Genomic DNA, 23591 nt, shown 5'->3' with positions numbered 1-23591 from the left:
ATGAAGAATTCTATATATTTATCAATAATCTGTTTAGTATTTGCAGCCTGTGGTGGCGGAGGCGGAGATGATCCTGTAAATCCGCCAGGAGAAAACACAGCTCCAACTGTACCTGTTTTAACTACTCCAGCTGACAATAAATTATGTCAAGATAATAATGTTTCTTTTCAGTGGAGCGCTTCAACTGATGCTCAGCAAGATGCTATCGTATATCAGATTCAAATTGCAAAAGATAACGGTTTTACTCAAATCGTGAATACGCTTGACAATTCATCTCTTTCTACAAGTGCGTTAGCATTAGAGAAAAATACAGCTTACTATTGGAGGGTAAAAGCAACTGACAGTAAGGGTCTAGCTAGTGCCTATTCTTCAACATTTAAGTTTTATACTGCAGGAACAGCAGTAGTGAATCATTTGCCGTTTGCTCCAGAATTAATATCTCCAGCAATCAATGCGGCTTTAAGCACATCAACTGCAACTTTAACTTGGAACGCTTCTGATGTTGACACTTCTGATATTCTTACTTATGATATCTATTTTGGAACGGCAAATCCGCCAATGGCAAAAGTGAGCGAGAATTCAAGTTCAAAATCATTTGAGGTTACGCTTCAGCCAACAACACAGTATTACTGGAGAATAGTGGTTAAAGACAATAAAGGCGGTGAAACCGTAGGCCAGGTTTGGAAATTTAAGACAAACTAAGCTTAGAAAATTACAATTAGTTATATTAAAGAATCCCGTTTTCAAAGTGCTGAAAACGGGATTTTTTTATGATTCTACAGTATACGTTACGGCTTTCCGTAAAGAATTATCCTCATAAAATTGTATACTTGCATAACTAAATCCAAAACTAAACCTATGAAAATAAAATTACTTTTAGTGCTTTTACTAGCACATTTTTCAATCTATGCCCAGCAATACACGTTAATTCCCGATGTTAATTTTGAGCAAAAACTAATCGAATTAGGTTATGACGACCTCATTGATGGAAAGGTAAACACGGCTAACATCGCAGATGTCAAAAAACTACAAATGCAATCGAGTTCAATAACAGACTTGACAGGAATTCAGGATTTTAAAAATTTAGAAGATTTAGATATCGCTAATAATAAGATTACCAATCTTAATGTCTCTAATAATAAATCTTTAACATGGCTACAATGTCAAAGAAACGAATTAACTTCTTTAGACATTTCACAAAATACTAAACTTGTAATTTTTAATTGTGGCGATAACAAGATAGCCAGTTTAGATGTTACTCATAATCCTGAACTAACTTATATTTATTGTCACAAAAACCTTCTAACAACATTAGATCTTACAAACAACATTCTTTTGGACGATCTCTATATTGCTGAAAATAAAATAACAAATATAGATCTAACACATAATCCTTTATTAGTTTCTTTGTTTTTAGAAAAGAACAATATCACCAATTTAAACATATCAAACAACCTCGAATTGATTGCATTAAATGCTTCTGATAATCAAATAAGCAAATTAGATCTTTCAAAACATAAAAAACTGATGGAACTCTTTTTAACTAACTGTAGTTTGAAAGAACTCAATTTACAAAACGGAAAAAACACTCTTATAGATACTGATTTTTTCAATTTAAAGAATAATCCAAATTTAACTTGTATACAAGTCGATAACACAAGCTACGCCAATACAAATTGGTCTGCCAGCAAAGATGCTTCAGCAATTTTTAAATTAGATTGCAATGATTCTGTTTCATATACCTTAATTCCTGATGTTAATTTTGAGAAAAAACTAATCGAATTAGGAATAGATTCTGGAACTCCCGATGGAAATATTTTGAGCTCATCTATTGAATCTGTTACAGAGTTAAATCTTTATTACAGCAACATTTCTGATTTAACCGGAATAGAAGGTTTTAAAGCTTTGACATCTTTAAATGTAATGTCTAACAAATTATCGACAGTAGACCTTTCAAAAAATTTAGCTTTAAACTATTTGCTAATTAGCTACAACAATCTAACAACCTTAGACATTTCAAATAATATTGCTCTAGATAACTTATCAGTATCCAACAATAAAATCCAAAACATTGATGTTTCAAACAATCTTAAATTAAAATATTTTTCTTGTTCATCAAATCAGCTAACAACTATAGATGTTTCAAATAATAAAGAACTGGTTTTACTTAATTGCCAATTAAACCAATTAAAAAGTTTAGATCTTTCTCAAAATAAAAAGCTGAGTCTTTTAACTTGTTCAGAAAACAAAACGCTTACAAATATAGACTTAAGAAATGGGAACAATAGAAATATGCAGATAGCGCCATATGTTATTGATTTTACGAAAAACCCATTGCTTACCTGTATTTTGGTTGATAACCCTATTTATTCTAATGAAAAGTGGGCAAGTTTTAAAGAAAAATCTGCATCGTACTCAACTGTTGACTGTTCTCAGATTACTGCAATACCAGATCCAGCTTTTGAAGACAAATTAATTTATTTACAAATCGATAAAGATGGTAAAAATGGTACTGTTTTAAACACCAGTATTTCAAACATTACGGTATTGAATGTAGAAAACAGTAACATCAAAAACTTAACTGGAATTAATGGCTTTTCAAACTTAAGCACTTTAAATTGTTCGTCAAATCTATTAACTGCTTTAGATCTGTCCCAAAATAAAGCGCTAACTTTTATAAATTGTGGTTCTAATAATTTAACGAGCTTAAATTTAAAGAATGGAAATAATAAAAATTTAGATCTGAATTCAAGTTTTACAAAAAATCCAGATTTAACTTGTATTACTGTTGATGATGAAGTTTACGCTAATCAAAAATGGGCTAGCATTAAAGATGATGCTGCAAACTACAATTTAGACTGTACTGTTTATACTGCAATTGATTCTAATTTTGAAAAAAAATTAATCGAATTAGGAATCGACAACGATGGGGTAAACGGAAAAGTTTCTGTGGAAAACTTAGAAAAAATTACTTCTTTAAATTTATCAAATAGCAATATTAACGATCTAAAAGGCATTGAAAAATTTACAGGATTAACCTATCTTGATTGCAGTGGCAATAATATTAATACAATAGATGTTAGTAAAAATTTAAATCTTACGAAATTAGATTTAAATTCAAATCATTTAACATCGCTGGACGTTACAAAAAACACTAAGCTTTTAAATTTATCCTTTGCTTACAATGAGGTTTCTACTATAAATTTAGCTAACAACAAAGAACTTTTGTTTTTAAACACTTCTAAAAATCTGCTTACCAATTTAGATTTAACCTCAAATACAGCACTCTCTCTTATTGACTGCAGCCGAAACAATTTAACACAATTAAATGTTTCAAATGCACCCGAACTAACTAATTTGATAATAGACCGTAATAAGATTACTGCATTAGATCTTTCTCTCAATACAAAACTTGTAGATCTATATTGTAGCAATAATGAATTAACCTCTTTAGATCTGAGCTATAATATTCTCTTAAAAAGATTAAGTGCATCTTGGAATCAACTCACAACTTTAGATTTATCTCACAATCCTTTACTTGAACGTGTTTATGTAGAATTCAATCCATTAAACTCATTAAATATTCAAAATGGAAACAATAAAAACTTTGTTCTTCCTTCAGTTAGTGGTAAAATGGCAGATGATACAATTATATATACTAGCTTTCTAGGAAATGCAAAACTAAATTGTATACAAGTTGATGACGAGAATTATTCAAATGCAAACTGGTCAAACATCAAAGAATCGACCACTACGTATTCTAATACTTGTAAAAGTCTAGGTATTGACAAATCTGAGTTTAGTCAAGTTATTTTATATCCAAACCCAACAAAAGGAGAAATAACGATTAATAATATTGCTCTAGACAAAGCAACAGTTTATAACGCGTTAGGACAATTTGTAAAATCTTTTACTTTAAATAATGTAAATACATATAATACGATCGACTTATCTGGCTTGCCTAGAGGAGTTTATTATGTGTATCTAATCAATGGAGATGCCGCTTCTGCTAAAAAAGTTATAGTAGAATAATCGTCCCTTTTTCAAAAAATAAAAATCCCATTTTCAATATCAGAAAATGGGATTTTTTTATGTCTAATTTATTCTGTTTAAAGAATCTCTTCGCAAGTAAAAACATCTTTCAATCGAACACCTTTTTCGGTATGTTCAACAGTAATAATTTGATTGTGTGCATCGTGTTCTAAAAACAAATAATGATTATTATCTGCTGCCAAATTCAAAAATTTTGATTTCTCTGGCATTGTCAACAAAGGTCTTGTGTCATAACCCATCACATACGGCAACGGAATATGCCCCGCTGTTGCTAATAAATCGGCACAAAAAACAATCGTTTTATCTTGGTATTTTATATACGGAATCATCTGTTTTTCGGTGTGTCCGTCAACATAATAAATATCAAAACCAAGTTCTTTTGCAAAACCAAAATCAGATTCTGGTCTTTCAATAAAATTCAATTGTCCGCTTTCTTGCATTGGCAGGATATTTTCAGACAAGAAAGAAGCTTTTTCTCGAGCATTGGGTTTTGTTGCCCATTCCCAATGGTTTTCGTTTGTCCAAAATTTGGCATTTTTAAAAGCTGGCTCATAACCCGTTTTGTCGGCATTCCATTGAACGCTTCCTCCGCAATGGTCAAAATGAAGATGTGTCATAAAAACATCTGTAATATCATCTCGATTAAAACCATATTTCGCTAGAGAATTATCTAAAGAATGTGATCCCCAAAGCGAATAATATCCAAAAAACTTTTCAGATTGCTTATCGCCCATTCCGGTATCAATTAAAATAAGACGATTTCCGTCTTCGATCAATAAACATCGAGCAGCAATATCAATTAAGTTATTAGCATCGGCAGGATTTGTCTTGTTCCAGATTGTCTTCGGAACAACGCCAAACATTGCGCCTCCGTCTAATTTAAAATTTCCGGATTCTATTGGGTAAAGTTTCATGAGAATAATTTTCTAAAAGAACAAAGCTAGAAAATTCAAATCCCTTTTGCTAAAATTTAAAGCTAAAAACAAATTTTCTAATTATTCTAATGTAATCGAAGTGCTTCCCATTATTTCCTGCTTATCAAAATAATTCACAAAATAAGTGCCTTTCTTAAACTGGTCAGCATTCAAAATTCCGTAAGCATTTACCGATTTGCCTTGAAAATCTGTACTTACTATAAAACTATAAACAAGCGCTTTATCATTACCAAATTCAATCAATTTATTATCTCCCAAAACCGTATTTTTCTGATCTAAAACCTGAACATAAAAAACTCGTTTTCCTGTTTTTGCAACAGCATTTCCGTTAACCGTAAAACTAATTTTAAGTTTTTTTGTATTCTTTGCTTTTGTCGTTTCCAATTCAGCACCAGAATTTTTTTCACGAAGTGCAATAGCTTTAAAATTGCTTAAATACAATTTTGAAGCATCTTTTAAAGTCGATTCTAATTTTTTCTGTTTAGAAACCAAAGTGTCATTTTCTACTTTTTGATTGTACATGACAACATTCTGGCTTTCTATTTCTGTCAATAAATTTTTATTCTGAGATTTCAGTTTTTTAATTTCCTGAATTCTGCCTTCTAGAGACGAATTCAAATCTGAAAGCTGATTTCGATAAATTCTAATCTGCTCCGCCGATGGATTATTAGAAGCTTTAATAATAGCCACTAAATTCTCAACATTTTTACGCTCCAATTCCAATTCTTTAGACAAAGCTGTTTTTTCTAAAATAGCCTGATCATATGCGTTTTTTAATGTATTTAAAGAATCTAAAATATTCTTTTGCTCACTTGCTTCTTTACTTTCAAATGGCATTATATTGGTAATGCTTTCCTTTTTAGCTTCACTATTATTCTTATCAGGTTCACTGCTAAAAACCAAAACTACAGCACCTAATCCTAAAACAAAAATTATAGCAAACAAGGGTTTAAACCACTTTATTTCATTTTGTTTTTTCATAATTACTCTTAATTTTCTGCAAAAATATCGAATAAAAATTGGTTATAATCAGTAGAAATACTTGTTTTTTAACATTTAGGAGCGATATTTGCAGCTATTTCTAAAATAAGATTCGTTTTGCCGTTTCAAGACCAATTTTATCAAAATAAGTAATATCTATTTTCACATTTGTTATAATAATGTGAACCGTTATGGAAAAAGGTTTTTAAGTCGTATCTTTGCCGATAATTTCTATTTAACATTGAAAATTAGCGTTTTAAATCTGTACTAAATTCATTACAGAGAAAAAATGCTCTTTAAAAACAAACATCTAAGAACAATGATAAAAGTTTCAGATACTGCCAAAAAGAAAATCATCGACCTGATGACTGATGATGGTTTTGACGCCGCAAGCGACTACGTTAGAGTAGGCGTAAAAAGCGGTGGATGCTCTGGTTTGTCTTATGATTTAAAATTTGACAAAACCAAAGGAGAAGACGACAAAATATTCGTTGACAACGACATACAAATTGCTGTAGAAAAAAAATCATTCTTATACCTTGCCGGAACAATTTTAGAGTTCTCTGGCGGATTAAACGGAAAAGGATTTGTTTTCAATAACCCAAATGCAAGTAGAACTTGCGGATGCGGAGAATCATTCTCTCTTTAGTCAAAAGCTGAAAGTTGTAAAGTCATAAAGACTTCAATTGACTTTCGAACTTTAGACTCCAAAACTTTAGACAATAACAAAAATAATGAGCAAATACACCGAAGACGATTTAAAGATCGAACTGGAAACTAAAGAATATGAGTACGGATTTTATACCGATATAGAATCTGAGACTTTCCCTATTGGCTTAAACGAAGAAATTGTAAGAGCTATTTCTCTAAAAAAAGAAGAACCTGAGTGGATGACCGAATGGCGCATCGAGGCTTTCCGCGCTTGGAAAGAAATGATCGAGCCAGAATGGGCAAACGTACATTACGAAAAACCAGACTTTCAGGCAATCTCTTATTATTCAGCTCCAAAACAAGTAGATCCTAATAAAACATTGGACGATGTTGATCCAGAATTATTAGAGATGTACAAAAAATTAGGAATTTCTATCGACGAGCAAAAAAAGATGAACAATGTCGCTATGGATATTGTTGTCGATTCTGTTTCGGTAGCTACGACTTTCAAGAAAACTTTGGCAGAAAAAGGAATTATTTTCTGTCCAATTTCTGAAGCAATTAAAGAACACCCTGAATTAGTAAAAAAATATTTAGGAACTGTTGTACCTCAAAAAGACAACTTCTATGCAGCATTAAACTCAGCTGTTTTCTCTGACGGAAGTTTCTGTTATATTCCAAAAGGCGTAAAATGTCCAATGGAACTTTCAACCTATTTCAGAATCAATCAAGCAGGAACTGGACAATTCGAAAGAACTTTAGTTATTGCCGATGAAGGAAGCTACGTTTCTTACCTTGAAGGATGTACTGCTCCAAGCCGTGACGAAAACCAATTACACGCTGCTGTGGTTGAATTGATCGCTTTGGATGATGCTGAAATTAAATATTCTACAGTTCAAAACTGGTTCCCAGGAAACAAAGAAGGAAAAGGTGGAGTTTACAACTTTGTAACTAAAAGAGGTTTATGCGAAACTAACGCTAAAATTTCTTGGACGCAGGTTGAAACCGGCTCTGCTGTAACTTGGAAATATCCTTCTTGTGTATTAAAAGGAGATAATTCAGTAGGAGAATTTTATTCGATTGCTGTTACCAATAATTTCCAACAAGCTGATACGGGAACTAAAATGATCCATTTAGGTAAAAACACTAAATCGACTATTATTTCTAAAGGTATTTCGGCTGGAAAATCGCAAAACAGTTACCGTGGTTTAGTGCAAATCTCGCCAAGAGCTGAGAATGCAAGAAACTTTTCTCAATGTGATTCATTGTTAATGGGTAACAATTGCGGCGCACATACTTTCCCTTATATCGAAAGTAAAAATCCAACAGCAAAAATCGAGCACGAAGCAACTACAAGTAAAATTGGAGAAGACCAAGTTTTCTACTGTAACCAAAGAGGTATTCCCACTGAAAAAGCGATTGCCTTAATTGTAAACGGTTTCAGTAAAGATGTCTTGAACAAACTTCCAATGGAATTTGCTGTTGAAGCTCAAAAATTATTAGAGATTTCTTTAGAAGGATCTGTAGGTTAAAAAAGTTCCATGTTTCAGGTTTCAAGTTTTTGATCCGAAACTTACTTTTGCAACCATTAAAAAAGAATTTTATATCATATTAAAATAAAAGATTTTTCAAAGTTTCGCTTTTCAGCACAACTGAGAACTTGAAACTTGAAACTTTAAACAAAAAAAAGATGTTATCAATAAAAAACCTTCACGCCGCAATTGGTGATAAAGAAATCCTTAAAGGAATTAATATAGAAGTTAAAGCTGGAGAAGTTCACGCTATCATGGGACCAAACGGTTCTGGAAAAAGTACACTTTCTGCTGTTATCGCAGGAAACGAAAACTACGAAGTTACAGATGGAGAAGTAATTCTTGACGGAGAAGATCTTGCTGATTTAGCTCCAGAAGAAAGAGCACATAAAGGTGTTTTCCTTTCTTTTCAATATCCGGTAGAAATTCCTGGAGTTAGCGTTACTAACTTCATGAAAACTGCTATCAACGAAACTCGTAAAGCAAACGGTCAGGAAGAAATGCCAGCAAACGAAATGCTGAAAGTAATTCGTGAGAAATCTGAATTGTTAGAAATCGATCGTAAATTTCTTTCTCGTTCTCTTAATGAAGGGTTTTCTGGAGGAGAGAAAAAAAGAAACGAAATCTTCCAAATGGCAATGTTAGAGCCAAAATTAGCTATCCTTGACGAAACCGATTCTGGTCTTGATATCGACGCTTTAAGAATTGTAGCTAACGGAGTGAACAAATTAAAAAGCGACAAAAACGCAATTATTGTAATCACGCACTACCAACGTTTGTTAGATTATATCGTTCCAGATTTCGTTCACGTTCTTTACAACGGAAGAATCGTAAAATCTGGCGGAAAAGAATTGGCTTACGAATTAGAAGAAAAAGGATACGACTGGATCAAAGCAGAAAACTAATTCTAAGTCGTAAAGTCGAAAGTCAAAAGTCATAAAGTCGAAAATACAATATGAGTAAGTTCAAATCTTTTGAGGAAATAAATTCTTGGCAAAAATCTCGAATCTTCAACAAGAAAATATATTTGATTACTGAAAATTCTAATTTCAAAAAAGACTTTGATTTTGTTAGACAAATTAGACGTGCATCACTTTCTATATCATCAAATATAGCCGAAGGTTTTGAGAGAAATACAGACAAAGAGTTTATTTACTTTTTATATGTAGCCAAAGCATCAGCAGGAGAAGTAAGATCTCAATTATATTTAGCTTTTGATTTAGAATATATTATAAAAGAAGAATTTGAAATGCTTTTAGAATCGATAACAGAAATATCGAAATTATTAAGCGGTTTCATTAAATATTTGAGCCCAAAGTCATAACGTCGAAAGTAATAAAGTCAAAAACTTTATGCTTTAATTCTTGACCTTTTGGCAAAAACAGTCGACAATCCTAAGTCTTTCGACTTTCGACTTTCGACTTTAAGACTAAAACAGAAAATGGATTTAAAAGAAAAATTAGTATCGTCTTTTATGGCTTTTGAAGAGCGTGTCGATGTACATTCAGATTTACATGACATACGCACAAATGCTTTAAAAAACTTCGAAAATAAAGGTTTCCCAACCAAAAAAGAAGAAGCTTGGAAATATACATCGCTAAATGCCATCTTAAAAAATGACTTTACGGTTTTTCCAAAGCAAGAAAATGCAATCGAATTTAATCAAGTAAAAAAATACTTTTTACACGAAATTGATACTTACAAATTAGTATTTATCGATGGTGTTTTCAGTTCGCATTTGTCTTCTACAACGCATGACGGAATCGATGTTTGCTTGATGTCATCGGCATTGACCAAACCAAAATATAAAATGGTTATTGATACGTACTTTAATCAGATTGCAAGTAAAGATGACAGCTTGACTTCATTGAATACGGCTTTTGCAATTGAAGGTGCTTTTATCAATATCCCAAAGAAAAAAGTAGCTGATAAACCAATTGAGATTATGTATTTCTCAACTGGAAATGAAGCTGCATTAATGGTTCAGCCAAGAAACTTGGTTATTGTGGGCGAAAATTCACATGTACAAATTATTGAGCGTCACCAAAGTTTGAATGAAAATCCAGTTTTAACAAACTCTGTTACTGAGATTTTTGCTCAAAAACGTGCGATTGTTGATTATTACAAAATTCAAAACGATAATAGCGAAGCGAATTTAATTGACAACACTTACGTTTCTCAACAACAAGAAAGCCACGCTTATGTGCATACTTTCTCTTTTGGTGGAAATTTAACTCGTAACAACTTAAACTTTTACCATTTTGGAGAAAGATTGACAAGTACGCTTAACGGAATTTCCATCTTAAACGACAAACAACACGTTGACCATTATACTTTGGTAAACCACGCACAACCAAACTGCGAAAGTTTCCAGGATTATAAAGGTATTTTCTCTGATCGTTCGACTGGAGTTTTCAACGGAAAAGTTTTGGTAGAAAAAGAAGCTCAAAAAACAAATGCTTTTCAAAAAAGCAACAATATTTTATTGAGTGATAAAGCGACTATCAATGCAAAACCTCAATTAGAGATTTTTGCTGATGACGTAAAATGTTCTCACGGTTGTACAGTTGGACAATTGGACGAAACAGCAATGTTCTACATGCAGTCTCGTGGAATCCCGAAAAAAGAAGCTAAAGCTTTATTGATGTACGCATTCTCAAATGCCGTTATCGAAAGCATCAAAATACCAGAATTAAAACAAAGAATTACTAAAATCATTGCTACGAAATTAGGCGTGAATTTAGGATTTGATTTGTAGTATTGTTTAACCGCAATCCCGATAGCTATCGGGAGCTAAGGTTTACGCAAGGTTCGCAAAGTTTTTCATTAAGCTTTGCGAACTTTGCGCTTTTATCCTTGCGCTCTTTGCGGTTAAATTTTATTTTTTTACTGAAGAAATTATCCCTTTCAAAAACCCATTAAAATCAAATCCAGGTTCTTCTTCCTTCACTCCCATTCTCACAATTACCATATCCAAAGACGGAATAATCGCCACCATTTGACCTTGATATCCACTACAATAAAACATATCACGAGGAACATCTGGGAATTTCCCTCCCGCGTTTAGCCAAAATTGTGCTCCGTATTTTCCTTCCGAAGTATTGGTTGGAGTTGACGTGTATTTTACCCAGCTTTCATCCAAAATCTGTTCGCCATTCCAATTTCCTTTGTGAAGATAAAGTAATCCAAATTTTGACCAATCTCTTGGAGTTGCCCATCCATAAGATGAACCAACAAAAGTTCCTGACATATCCTGCTCAACAATCATCGAGTTCATTCCGATTTTGTCGATTACGGCGCTGTACCAAAAATCAAGATATTCTTGTTGGGTTTTAAATTGGCTTCTTAAAATTCTTGATAATAAGTTTGTCGTTCCTGAAGAATAGTACCAATGCGTGTTTGGTTTATATTTCGCAGGTTTGTCCATTTGCACTTTTCCCATATCTGCAGACTGAAAAAGCATTTTTGTTGCATCACAAATTGTACTGTAGTTTTCTTCCCATTCTAAACCAGAATTCATGTGAAGTAAATCGTTAATCGTAATATTTTTACGTTCATCATTTTGCCATTCTTTGATAGGCGCTGGTTTATTAATGTCAATTTTTCCTTGTTTAGCCAAAACTCCAAAAGCCGAACTTGTAATACTTTTTGTCATCGACCAGCCTAAAATTTTACTATCTTTATTGAAACCTGTATCGTATTTTTCGCCAATTAATTTGTCTTTATATAGAACTACAACCGCACGCGTGCGTTTTGCCTTTCCTCCATCTTTATCAAAAGAATCATCAATTGCTTTTTTCAATTTTGCGTAATCCACATTCGCGAAAGCGGTATCTTTCGGTTCATTATTTCCATATGGAAAAGGAAGATTATTTACCAATTTTGTTCTTTTCGGAAGCAAATAAGGTTTCGAAATATCGTACTCATCATTAATTAATAAAGCACCTAAACCTTCTCTATAAATCGCTTTTCTTTCTTTAAGCCCATAAACAGATGAAATAGCATATTTTCCTGCATCATCAATGGAGTTTTTTGCCAGATCAATCATGTCGATATCATTGTCGGTTTTTTCAATTAAATCCAAAGGGCGATTATCCATAAAATGTCCAGATGCGACACTTTTGGCTGAGAAGCCAGAAATTAAATCAAGTTTCGGATACGTTGTAAATCCGAAATACAAAAAAGCAAGAACCACAACAAGTAAAAGTACTTTGAGAAATTTTTTCATGATATGTTAGTTATTTTTATTGCAATATAAATAATTTATGTTCACGATTTTAGAACTCAAATTACAAATCTGATTCGGATAATGCAGGAAATTGAATTGATTTTTAAGGAATCAGCATTTGCACCTTGTAGCAATGGCGCCATAAAAGGAAATTATAGAATTAATGTATAAACAAATTTAGTTTTAGTACTTTTGTAAATAGATTTTTTCTAAATAAGACATGCTAGATATTCAAAAAATAAGAGCTGATTTCCCGATACTTTCTCAAACTGTAAACGGAAAGCCATTAGTATATTTCGACAACGGAGCTACTTCGCAAAAACCACAAGTTGTAATTGATGCAGAAGTAAAATATTATCAGGAAATCAACGCCAATATTCACCGTGGCGTTCACACTTTAAGCCAGTTAGCAACTGATGCTTACGAGATTTCTCGTGGAAAAGTAAAAGATCACATCAATGCCAAACATGCGCACGAAGTGCTTTTTACTTCGGGAACAACTCACGGAATTAATTTAGTTGCAAACGGATTTGCTTCTATTTTAAAACCTGGCGATGAAGTTGTCGTTTCTTCATTAGAACACCACAGCAATATTGTGCCTTGGCAAATGTTATGCGAAAAAACTGGAGCTGTTTTAAAAGTTATTCCAATTAATGACAATGGAGAATTAATCATTGAGGAATTTGATAAACTGCTTTCAGATAAAACGAAAATTGTTACTGTAAATCATATTTCAAATGCATTGGGCGTAATTAATCCAATCAAATATATTATTGATAAAGCTCACGCAGTTGGCGCTGCAGTTTTAATTGACGGTGCACAGGCAGTTCCGCATTTAAAACCAGATGTTCAGGAATTAGATTGTGATTTTTATGCTTTTTCGGGTCATAAAATGTGTGGGCCAACAGGAACTGGAATTCTTTATGGAAAAGAAGCTTGGTTGAACAAACTTCCTCCTTATCAAGGCGGAGGTGAAATGATCAAAGAAGTGACTTTCGAAAAAACAACTTACGCTGATCTTCCTCATAAATTTGAAGCAGGAACGCCAAATATTGCTGGCGGAATTGTTTTAGGAACTGCTATTGATTATTTAAACGAGATCGGTTTTGATAAAATTCATGAATATGAAAATGAATTGTTAGAACACGCTACAAAACGTCTTAACGAAATTGAAGGCATCCGAATTTACGGAAACACCAAAAATAAAGCATCTGTAATTTCGTTTAATATTGATGGAATTCATCCGTATGATGTTGGTTCTATTATAGATAAATTAGGAATTGCAGTTAGAACTGGGCATCATTGTGCTCAACCAATTATGAACTTCTTCTGTATTCCGGGAACAATTCGTGCTTCTTTCTCATTTTACAATACAAAAGAAGAAATCGATGCCATGGTTGATGCTGTTAAGAAAGCACAAACTATGTTAAGCTAAAAAAATAAATTATATGCGAATAGTATCATTATTGCTCCTAACACTTTTTATCGCTACGGGATGCTGCAGTCAAAAAAAAGCCGACATGAAATCTACTCAGATTGAATATTCTGCACTTTCTAGAGGTTATTATAAAGTGATAACAGTACAAAACAAAACGGTATCGGTTGTTAAGGAACGTAATGCTGAAGCTGTTAAAAGCAATATTGATGATGCAAAATGGAATAAAATTGTTGATGCCTATTCAAAAGTTAACTTGGAAAGTCTCAACACTCTAAAAGCACCGACAGACAAACGCACTTATGATGGCGCTGCAATAGGAAATTTAAAAATAACGAAAGAAGGAAAAACATACGAAACACCAGGTTTTGACAATGGTTTTCCGCCGAAAGAAATCGAAAAACTAGTAAATTTATTAGTTGATTTTTCTAAAGAATAATTATGACAATAAAAGAAATACAAAACGAAATAATAGACGAATTTTCAATGTTCGACGACTGGATGCAGCGTTATGAGTATATCATCGAACTAGGAAAAAGTCTTCCGTTAATTAAAGAAGAATACAAAACCGACGATAATTTAATCAAAGGCTGTCAGTCTAAAGTTTGGCTGCAAGGTGAACAGCAAGATGATAAAATTGTTTTTACGGCAGATAGTGATGCTATTTTGACAAAAGGAATTATTGCAATTTTAATTCGTGCTTTCTCCAATCAAAAGGCAAAAGATATCTTAGAAGCTGATACTGATTTTATAGACGAAATCGGCTTAAAAGAACATTTATCCGCAACACGCGCCAACGGATTGGTTTCGATGATAAAAAACATCAAAATGTACGCTTTGGCTTTTGACGCAAAAAACAAAAATTAAATTTCTTCTGCCACAAATTACACGAATGAACACTAATTTTTAATTCGGGAAATTTGTGAAATTCGTGGCAAAAAAACAAATAACAAAATGGAACAAGAAATAGACACAAACGAATTAGGAGAATCAATCGTAAGAGTTTTAAAAGGAATTTACGATCCTGAGATTCCTGTAGATATTTACGAATTAGGATTAATTTACGATGTAATGGTAAACACAGATTACGAAGTAAAAATCCTGATGACACTTACTTCACCAAATTGCCCAGTTGCAGAAAGCTTACCAAGAGAAGTTGAAGAAAAAGTAAAAACTATCGAAAATATTAAAGATGTTGACGTAGAAATCACTTTTGATCCGCCTTGGAGCAAAGATTTAATGAGCGAAGAAGCGAAGTTAGAATTAGGAATGCTTTAAAAATATTTGTTTCAGGTTTAAAGTTTCAAGTTTTGCATAACGTGAAACCTGAAACTTTAAACTTGAAATCATTTTTCATATGGAAGAAATCATCAATAAAGTTGCCAATAGTGCTTTAGAAGTTTTTGATCTTGAGGATTATTATCCAAAAGGAATGCGTGTGCAAATTGACATTTCGCAATGGCTTTTGGAAGGATTTTTATTGAAAGAAAAAGACTTTAGAGAGCATCTTAAAAATCACGATTGGTCACAATATCAGGATCAATATGTTGCTGTACACTGCAGTACAGATGCTATAATTCCCGCTTGGGCATTAATTTTGGTTAGCGTTCATTTAGCGCCTTTTGCAAAAAAAGTAGTCAACGGAACTATTGAAGATCTTGACGCAAGCCTTTATGAAGAAATTTTAAGCAAAATTGATTATTCTGTTTACCAAAACAAACCCGTAATTGTAAAAGGCTGTTCTAGAAAACCCGTTCCTATGCGTGCGTATATTTTAGCTACAAACTATTTACAGCCATTTGCCCGCAGTATTATGTACGGCGAAGCATGTTCTGCAGTGCCATTATACAAAGAATCTAAGAAATAACCTGCATTAACAGTATAGTAATCTTTAACTTTCCATTGGTTTTTAGTATATTTGATTATACACTCTAAACTAAAAACCATGAGAAAGCTAACTCTATTACTTTTCATTTTAGTAAACTTCACGTTTGTACAAGCCCAAAATTCAGAAAAAGAGTTAATTCAGAATACTGAAAAGGCAGTAAAAAAAATTAACGATACTATCGAAGGCGAAGGCTGGAAAACAAAAGGAACTGTTTCCCTTTTACTGAATCAATCGAGTTTTAACAATTGGATTGCAGGAGGTGAAGACAGCTTTTCTGGAACATTAGGAATCAATTATGATTTCAATTACAAAAAAGATGGCTTAACTTGGGACAACAAAATTTTAGCATCGTACGGTCTTCTTCAAACCAAAAACGATGACTTCACAAAAAAAACAGATGACCGCTTAGAGTTCAATTCCATAGTTGGAAAAAAAGCTTTTGGCGAATGGTACTACTCCTACTTTCTAAATTTTAGAACACAATTTTCAACCGGTTATATTTATGGTCAAGATGACAATGGAAAGCAAATCAGGACTGAACAAACCAAATTTATGTCTCCTGGATATCTTACCACAGGTCCTGGTATTTACTGGACAAAAGATGACAATCTTAAAATAAATTTTGCACCGCTAACTTCAAAATTCACTTTTGTAGACAGTGCTTATACAACTGGAATTGATAGATTTACTGGATTACCATATGTAGATGGCAGTTATTTTGGTGTTGACGAAGGCAAAAGTATCCGTTACGAGCTTGGTTTTTATGCTTCCGTTTATTACAAATTAGCAATCATGACAAACGTCACTGCCGAAAACACGCTTAATCTTTATTCAAATTATCTTGAAGACCCACAAAATGTCGATATCAATTATTCGCTAAATATTATAATGAAAATCAACAAGTTTTTATCTGCTAATTTATCGTTTCAGGCTATTTATGATGATAATGCATTTGCAGGACTCCAAACTAGAGAAGTCTTTGGTTTAGGAGTTAATTTTGGATTTTAATTATCCATCGTACTAGATTCCGGCATATAAAATTATTAATGCCACAGATTAAAAGATTTAAAAGGATTTTTCAATCTAAATAATCCCTTAATCTGTGGCAAAACAAAAAAGCTTTTGAATTTATCAAAAGCTTTTTTTCATTTTATTCTTCGTCATCTTTTTCAACTGCATCCTTATAGTCAGGATACAAGAAATTATTATAAGGAAAGCGTGTTATATGAATCTGGCGAACAGCTTCATAAACTGTTTCTCTGAATTCTTCGAAATTTTCTTTGTTTCTAGCCGAAATAAACAGCGCTTTATCATGGCCTACGTTGCTCATCCAAGTTTGTTTCCATTCATCAAGCGTCCAGTGTCTTCTCGTTCTTTCAGTAATCAAATCATCTTCGTCAATAGTAAGATGTTTGTAAGCATCGATTTTATTAAAAACCATAATCGTTGGTTTGTCGTTGCTTTTTATTTCCTGCAAAGTCTTGTTTACAGATTCGATATGATCTTCAAAATCTGGATGCGAAATATCTACTACATGCAGTAATAAATCGGCTTCACGAACCTCATCTAGAGTACTTTTAAACGAATCTACCAATTGTGTTGGCAGTTTTCGAATAAATCCAACCGTATCAGAAAGTAAAAAAGGAAGGTTTTTAATCACCACTTTTCTAACTGTTGTATCTAAAGTTGCAAACAATTTATTCTCTACAAAAACATCACTTTTACCAATTGCATTCATCAAAGTCGATTTCCCAACATTGGTATATCCAACTAGAGCAACACGAACCATTGCACCACGATTACTTCGTTGAATGCTCATTTGCTTGTCGATCGTTTTGATTTTATCTTTCAATAACGAAATTCGGTCACGCACAATACGTCTATCGGTTTCAATCTCTGTTTCTCCAGGTCCACGCATACCAATACCTCCTTTTTGACGTTCAAGGTGCGTCCATAAACCAGAAAGTCTCGGAAGCAAATACTGGCATTGTGCCAATTCTACCTGAGTTCTAGCGTATGAAGTTTCGGCTCTCTGCGCAAAAATGTCTAGAATTAAGTTCGTTCTGTCTAGAATTTTGCAGTCAATAATTCTTGAGATGTTTTTTTGCTGTGACGGCGTTAATTCATCATCAAAAATTACAGTCGATATTTTGTTTTCTTTTACAAAAAGATTGATGTCGTCAATTTTTCCTGTTCCCACAAAAGTCTTGGGGTTAGGACGTTCCATTTTCTGCGAAAAGCGTTTTATAACTTCACCTCCGGCGGTAAAAGTTAAAAACTCCAATTCGTCTAAATATTCATTTAGCTTTTCTTCACTTTGATTCTGAGTAACGATACCTACAATTACTGTTCTCTCAAAATTTATAACTTCTTTTTCTAACATAGTCTTGAATAAGGTGCAAATTTAATCATTTGTCTGCTACAATCAATTATACAATTTTGTTTTTACATTTATATTAGGAGAATAAACTTCAAAAAAAATGGAACCTGTCAAGATAAACTCAACAAGGTTCCACTTAATCAATAAATGGTCTAAGTTTAAAACTTTTATTCGTAAATAAAAGTTTTTTCCGTTTTCACAATTCCGTTTTCTTCTATTTGAGAGCAAGAAATTGGGTAGTTTAATTTATTGTATTTGTATTTTCTGCTCACCGCAACTAAAGCTGTTGAGGATGGACTAAAATTCATTTCATTATTATAAGAAATCGATTCAAACTCAAACTCTTCTTCATGATACGAAATCATCGGAACAATTACTTTGTAATTATCCCCAAAAAGATTTTGAACGATTAGCTGATCAACCGATTTTTTATCATCGTAAGTATATGATTTTGAGATTTTGTCTCCAACCAAACCTTTGTGTCTTGACACGTTATCGTTTACATAAACATATTCTAATTTTCCAATAATTGCCTTGTTTCTATCACGAGAAGTACGTCTTACAATAATTCCGTTTTCAACAAGATATTCAATATCATCTACTAAATTCTGATGATTAGTGCTCTTTTTCGTTGTTACTTTTACCCTCGCTCCTTCGTATACAAATGATACTACTTTTGTAATATAATTAGGTCCTTCCTGATATTTTTTTACAAATTTGGTAATATTGTTATCAGCGTCATAAGTATAGTTTATTACTTCTTTCCAGTCGCTTCCCACTTTGTCTTTTACAGACATATCCAGCAAGCCATTTTTGTTATAGTAGAAATGCTGTACAACATCTGAAGTGGTAATCGTTTGAAGTTTACCGTCTTTAAAGGCCATTGTTTTGTTAACAATTTCGCCGTCTTTAGAATTTTGGTAATTTGTTTTTACAATGTTAATCTGCTTTAGTCTAACGTTGTCTTGACTGTGCATCAAGAAAGGAAACACCACCATTAAGATGGCAATAAAGTAGGTTTTCATGTGGTATTTGTATTGATTTGGGATGACCAAAGTACGAAATTCAATTAGATTTTAACAATTTGAAATACAAAAACTACAAACTTTTCAATAATACTCTAAAAATCAACAGATTATTTTCATTCTTTTAAAATACCTTTTATTTCTCTCCAAAAATCTTAATGTCATCTACCATAAAAGCACCATTTAATGTTTTGTCTTTTCCTGAGCCGATGTATTTAAAAGCAATATTTATATTTCCAGAATAGGAAGAAAGATCAATTCCTCCAGAACTGATAAACTCACGGGAAGGTGTCGAAAGCGTTGGAACTTTTGCTTCCAATTTTGTCCATTTCGCTTTGGTCACGCTTGCACCATCAAAATTAGTTGAAACATATACTTCTAAAGTATTTAATGGAGAATCAACTTTTAAATCGTGTTGAGCACTTCTAAAAGAAAGCACTGCGTTTTTATACCCTGTTAGATTTATTTTAGGCGAAACAAGCCAAGCCACATTCTCGGCTGCAGTTGTACTCGTGGTATTAAATTCGGCATATCCATTTCCTCCATAGACGATGCTTTTCCATAGCTTTGTTGCTTTCTCAACAATATTACTCCAACCAGGAAGCACAAAATTGACATTGTTTTTAACTGACTGAAAATCTTCAGCAAAAAATGGTGTATTTCTTTTCCCATTCATTATAATATCACTTTCGTAACGAACCATAAATTGATAATCCGTCCCAAATTTTGTTAGAATTCCTTTGACTTTTCCGCTTCCTTCCGGCACAGCATAATCTGCAAATTTTGCATAACTGCTGGTTCTAAAAATAATCTGATTTCCTGTTTTATCTCTCAAATACCAGTTCGTCGAACCTCCAACATTATTGGATTCTTCAAAATAATGGCGTCCTAATGCTGCTTCGGTAAACTCTACATCATTTAACTCTATCAAAGTATTTAACTTAGAATCTGAAAGCGCTTCTTCTACAGAAAGTGATTTAACCAACTGATTCTCGTCAATATTTGTACATGAAGCATTTAGTACATTTTTGTATTCATTTTGAGAAATTCTTCCAATTGTTGGATCACCAGCATTGCTTACATACAAACTCCCTATCCTCAATCCTCCATAATACAAATCTGTAAATTGGTTTTTAAGTTTTACAAACACTTTATTTCCCATACGATAATCAATGTAAGTATTTGTTGCATCAACTGGAACACTAAAACCAATCGCAGGAATTCCATCAGTTTCTCTTGTCTGCAATGAAATCGTTTTAAAAAAATTGCCTCCCTCATCACTTGAAACTACATAAGCTTCTATAATATCATCGTACAAATATTGCTTCGCTGTTGTACCCGAAAGCTCATAGACTTTTTCTACGCTTTTATTTACAGTAAGGTTGGGTTGAGTGCAGGTTAATTCTGGAGTTTCAACATCTTTACTGCAACTGATTAAGGATAATACAAAAAATAAAATTAATTTTTTCATGAGAAATAGCTTTCAGTTTATAACCCGATTGTGAGATTTAGAAAATAAGTTCGGCCATAGCCATAATAATATCTTGGACCAAAAGATGGTGTTCCGCTTGAAGCGTCTTGATTTAGCGCTCTAAAATTGGCATTTCTTGCCTGTTCGAAACCGCCCGTTTTATATATTAGATCCAAGACATTATTTACACTGGCAAAAAGTCCCACATACTTTTTATGAATACGCCAAGATTTTCCTCCGCTCAAATTCAATAATGTAATAGGGTTAAATTTTTCTTGTTTTAATAATTCATTCCCTCTTTCTGAAGTTGCTTCAGGAAAAGGAAAACCATTGGTTGGATTGATGTAAAATTGAGATGTTCTAGAAATTGGAGAAACATCTATATAACTTTCTGCCAAATAATTAATATTCCCCCCAATCCACCAAAACTTCGGATTGCGATATTCTAATCCAAATGAATAGGCTTGCTGTGGAGTTCCTGGCTGTTTGTAGTTCTTTAAATATGCCGATCCAAAATCAAAAGTAGTTTGCGCTCCTTCTTTCGCTCTATTGGCATCGTTTGTAATCATCACATTCGGATTACTATTATAAATGTAATTTCCAAATGCTGCAGATAAAGTTGTTTTTAAAGTTGGCCAAACTTGATACTCAAAACTCAATTCTGCTCCAGTATTTTTCTTATCCAAATTGGTTAGGGTCTGACTTACAAATGCATTTGTAGCATCATAACCAGAACCGTTATCAAAAATTCCTTCGGCATAGAAATATGAAGTTTTCGAAGTATTTTTAATGGCAGCATAATAAGCAGTTAAACGCAATTTAAGCTTCGCCAATCGGTATATGTAATTAACCTCAGCGCTACTAATATTTTCACTTTCAATTCCGTCAACGATAGTATTATTTAAACGTGAATTTGAAAATGTATTTCGAAGCGAAGGTGCTCTGGTAAAATGTGCAGCATTAAAAAAAAACAGTTGTTTTCCTGATATTTTATAGGTGAAACCTCCTTTGAAACCAAAATTCTCAAAATTTACTTTCTCACTTTTACCCAACGAATTTGTTGGATATAATCCGTTTTGATATAATCCTTCTCTTTGATAATCTGACATAGAATACGATTGTGCCAAGAAGAATTCTGTTTTGTTATAACTAAATTTAAATTGTGCAAAAACATCTAAAGTATTGGCCAGTAAATTATAGTTATATCCATAAATATCTCCTTTTACAACTTGACGGTCCGGGTGCTGTAAGTCAGATTGAGATAGGCTTCCTTTGTAAAACGAATCGATATCTTCGAAGTATGCTCCGCCAAGAAGATCTAATAAATACTGAAAATTATGCGATTTTAATTTCTTAAAAGTAAATCCGCCATCAAAAGAAATATTAGGAGTTATCTGTGTATTCAAATTTGAGTTTACGGCTAAAGTCTGATCATCTGTTCTGTCTTCGTAAAGTACATAATGACTTTTAGCTGGCTCATAACCATTCTGTCCTATTTTTTGATTAGCAAAATACATTTCGTCCCAATTGATTTGTGGATGTTCCAAAAAAGCTATTTTGTTTTTTTCTGCATTTTCATAATCTGGAGTAAATTCACCTGAAAATTCTCCACGATCTTTGGCATAAAGCGAACTAAAATAACTTGGCATTTTCCTGTAATAAACAGGATCTGGACTGTCTGCATTTTGGTAATCAATGTTGCTGTTTCCGACTTTTCCAAATTGATACATAATTGCAGAATTCAGATTGGTTTTATCATCAATTTTAAAATAATGATTCAGGATAAAGAGTGGCTCTTCTACATTTTTCACTCTTGCATTTCTCTTTTCACCATTCTGAAATCCCCAGTACGAATTGTATTTTTCGCCCATTAAATCGGTAACCTCAGCAGTATTAGAAGAATTCTTCCCTCGAAAATTAGGCGTATAAAACCCTGTAAAATTGATTGAATTTCTGCTGTTTAGTTTCTTTTCGACACTAAGAAAAAAAGAGTCTGCGTCAAAATTTGTACCTTCAAAATAGCCTTCATCTGCCCAGCGTTTTCCTGCCGAAACCACAAAAGCCCAACCAGAAGCATTCATTCCCGAAGCGTAGGTTCCGATTGCCCGCCATAAATAAGTGGTATTACTTCCAGAAAACGTTAATGATGTTCCTTTTCTATATAAAGAAGCACGAGTAAAAATCTGTTGTGTGCCTAAAATTCCGCCAAATGTATAATTGGAAGCAGCTGTTCCTACTGAGAATTCCTGATTTCGAAGCACATTGTTTAAACCTCCCCAATTTCCCCATTGTGGTCTGCCATCGTAGATTTTATTCATTGGCATTCCATTAAGCATCGTGATTGCATTTTCGCTGTCTAAACCACGCATACGAAACCGAGCCTGCCCCCAATTGAATGCCGATGCCTGCATAAAAGCATCTCTTGACGATTGTAAAAGTCCTGAAGTCATTTCTGACGAACTGTTATCATCTGAAAAATCATTATCCGAGAGCGTAATCAATGCTGCTGGCACTTCATCTGAATAAGTATCTTCTAATTGTAAAATGCCGAGATTAATATCTTGTCCCAAATCGGACTGAACTTTTAAAAGAAAATCTTTGTATCCCTGACTTCTAAGTAAAAGCAACTGCTCTTTTTTGGGAAATATATGAAGTTCAAATTTCCCTGTTTTTGACGTAAGCTGCATTACAGCCGTATTCTGTATTGTCACCACTACACTTTCCAATGGATTCTGTGTTCGGGCATCAATAACAATTCCTGTTACTGTTATTTCTTTCTGCGAAAAAGCAAAATTAAAGAACCATAAAATAAAGAAGACAGCGTAATTTTTTATCATTAAAACCTATTATTAACTTTGAATATATTCTAGGATTAGAATCCTTAATTCAAAAGATAAAATTGGTTTTTGGAAAAAAGAAAATTTCAAATCTCAGTGCTTGAAGTTTGAAATTCAAAAATAAACAAAATATTTAATTATAAGTAAATTCTTTCAAATTTATTTTGATATAATG

General features: G+C 33.0%; 20 protein-coding genes. 13 read left to right on the top strand and 7 right to left on the bottom strand.

Features of this window, described 5'->3' with window-relative positions; translation table 11 throughout:
- Together OZP10_RS09835 and OZP10_RS09830 are read left to right on the top strand one after the other, a co-directional pair.
- The gene (locus OZP10_RS09835; protein WP_281634484.1) at window positions 1-702 is read left to right on the top strand and encodes a glycoside hydrolase family 78 protein; all 702 of its coding nucleotides are present in this window, start codon (window positions 1-3) and stop codon (window positions 700-702) included.
- Between the two features lie 156 nt (window positions 703-858).
- On the top strand, window positions 859-4032 hold the full coding sequence (locus tag OZP10_RS09830; protein WP_281634483.1) for a T9SS type A sorting domain-containing protein: 3174 nt from the start codon (window positions 859-861) through the stop codon (window positions 4030-4032).
- A 77-nt stretch (window positions 4033-4109) separates the two neighbouring features.
- Here the strand turns inward: OZP10_RS09830 and OZP10_RS09825 are convergent, their stop codons facing one another.
- The gene (locus OZP10_RS09825) at window positions 4110-4967 is read right to left on the bottom strand and encodes an MBL fold metallo-hydrolase (protein WP_281634482.1); all 858 of its coding nucleotides are present in this window, start codon (window positions 4965-4967) and stop codon (window positions 4110-4112) included.
- Window positions 4968-5048: 81 nt separating this feature from the next.
- Window positions 5049-5969, bottom strand: coding sequence for a DUF8428 domain-containing protein (locus OZP10_RS09820; RefSeq protein WP_281634481.1), 921 nt, complete (start codon window positions 5967-5969; stop codon window positions 5049-5051).
- A 319-nt stretch (window positions 5970-6288) separates the two neighbouring features.
- Here OZP10_RS09820 and OZP10_RS09815 point away from each other — a divergent pair, with 319 nt between their 5' ends.
- From OZP10_RS09815 to sufD, 5 genes are all read left to right on the top strand, one after another.
- A complete protein-coding gene (locus tag OZP10_RS09815; RefSeq protein ID WP_012023267.1) occupies window positions 6289-6618 on the top strand; it encodes a HesB/IscA family protein in 330 nt (109 codons plus the stop codon).
- Window positions 6619-6703: 85 nt separating this feature from the next.
- A complete protein-coding gene (sufB, locus tag OZP10_RS09810; RefSeq protein WP_177211367.1) occupies window positions 6704-8152 on the top strand; it encodes a Fe-S cluster assembly protein SufB in 1449 nt (482 codons plus the stop codon).
- 158 nt (window positions 8153-8310) lie between these two features.
- Window positions 8311-9057 carry a Fe-S cluster assembly ATPase SufC gene (gene sufC / locus OZP10_RS09805; protein WP_008466070.1) on the top strand — a complete coding sequence of 249 codons (747 nt, stop codon included), beginning with the start codon at window positions 8311-8313 and terminating at the stop codon, window positions 9055-9057.
- Window positions 9058-9107: 50 nt separating this feature from the next.
- Window positions 9108-9476, top strand: coding sequence for a four helix bundle protein (locus OZP10_RS09800; RefSeq protein WP_012023264.1), 369 nt, complete (start codon window positions 9108-9110; stop codon window positions 9474-9476).
- 117 nt (window positions 9477-9593) lie between these two features.
- Entirely contained in the window at window positions 9594-10910 is a 1317-nt protein-coding gene (gene sufD / locus OZP10_RS09795; protein WP_111368792.1) for a Fe-S cluster assembly protein SufD, read from the top strand.
- Window positions 10911-11030: 120 nt separating this feature from the next.
- Here the strand turns inward: sufD and OZP10_RS09790 are convergent, their stop codons facing one another.
- Window positions 11031-12380 (bottom strand): serine hydrolase domain-containing protein, encoded by a 1350-nt coding sequence (locus tag OZP10_RS09790; protein ID WP_281634480.1) that lies wholly within the window; start codon window positions 12378-12380, stop codon window positions 11031-11033.
- A gap of 220 nt (window positions 12381-12600) precedes the next feature.
- On the opposite strand from OZP10_RS09790, the gene OZP10_RS09785 reads away from it, so the two are divergent.
- The 6 genes from OZP10_RS09785 (at window position 12601) to OZP10_RS09760 (ending at window position 16711) form a co-directional block, all read left to right on the top strand.
- Window positions 12601-13815 (top strand): aminotransferase class V-fold PLP-dependent enzyme, encoded by a 1215-nt coding sequence (locus OZP10_RS09785; protein ID WP_281634479.1) that lies wholly within the window; start codon window positions 12601-12603, stop codon window positions 13813-13815.
- 13 nt (window positions 13816-13828) lie between these two features.
- Window positions 13829-14254 (top strand): hypothetical protein, encoded by a 426-nt coding sequence (locus tag OZP10_RS09780; RefSeq protein ID WP_281634478.1) that lies wholly within the window; start codon window positions 13829-13831, stop codon window positions 14252-14254.
- Window positions 14255-14256: 2 nt separating this feature from the next.
- A complete protein-coding gene (locus OZP10_RS09775) occupies window positions 14257-14682 on the top strand; it encodes a SufE family protein (protein WP_281634477.1) in 426 nt (141 codons plus the stop codon).
- Between the two features lie 87 nt (window positions 14683-14769).
- Entirely contained in the window at window positions 14770-15093 is a 324-nt protein-coding gene (locus OZP10_RS09770) for an SUF system Fe-S cluster assembly protein (protein WP_012023258.1), read from the top strand.
- 79 nt (window positions 15094-15172) lie between these two features.
- Window positions 15173-15682 (top strand): DUF2480 family protein, encoded by a 510-nt coding sequence (locus OZP10_RS09765; protein WP_177211372.1) that lies wholly within the window; start codon window positions 15173-15175, stop codon window positions 15680-15682.
- A gap of 78 nt (window positions 15683-15760) precedes the next feature.
- Entirely contained in the window at window positions 15761-16711 is a 951-nt protein-coding gene (locus OZP10_RS09760; RefSeq protein WP_281634476.1) for a DUF3078 domain-containing protein, read from the top strand.
- Between the two features lie 142 nt (window positions 16712-16853).
- Here OZP10_RS09760 and hflX read toward each other — a convergent pair whose 3' ends face one another.
- The 4 genes from hflX to OZP10_RS09740 form a co-directional block, all read right to left on the bottom strand.
- On the bottom strand, window positions 16854-18086 hold the full coding sequence (gene hflX, locus OZP10_RS09755) for a GTPase HflX (RefSeq protein WP_281634475.1): 1233 nt from the start codon (window positions 18084-18086) through the stop codon (window positions 16854-16856).
- A 164-nt stretch (window positions 18087-18250) separates the two neighbouring features.
- Window positions 18251-19108: a hypothetical protein gene (locus OZP10_RS09750; RefSeq protein ID WP_177211375.1), complete on the bottom strand. Its 858-nt coding sequence runs from the start codon at window positions 19106-19108 to the stop codon at window positions 18251-18253.
- 136 nt (window positions 19109-19244) lie between these two features.
- Entirely contained in the window at window positions 19245-20579 is a 1335-nt protein-coding gene (locus OZP10_RS09745) for a DUF5689 domain-containing protein (RefSeq protein ID WP_281634474.1), read from the bottom strand.
- Between the two features lie 17 nt (window positions 20580-20596).
- Window positions 20597-23416 (bottom strand): carboxypeptidase-like regulatory domain-containing protein, encoded by a 2820-nt coding sequence (locus tag OZP10_RS09740; RefSeq protein WP_281634473.1) that lies wholly within the window; start codon window positions 23414-23416, stop codon window positions 20597-20599.
- Window positions 23417-23591: the final 175 nt, after the last annotated feature.

Origin of the sequence: Flavobacterium luteolum, assembly GCF_027111275.1 — a bacterium.
GTDB lineage: Bacteria > Bacteroidota > Bacteroidia > Flavobacteriales > Flavobacteriaceae > Flavobacterium > Flavobacterium luteolum.
Note: the sequence above shows the minus strand (reverse complement) of the source record. Positions and strands in the feature narration are given on the sequence as shown.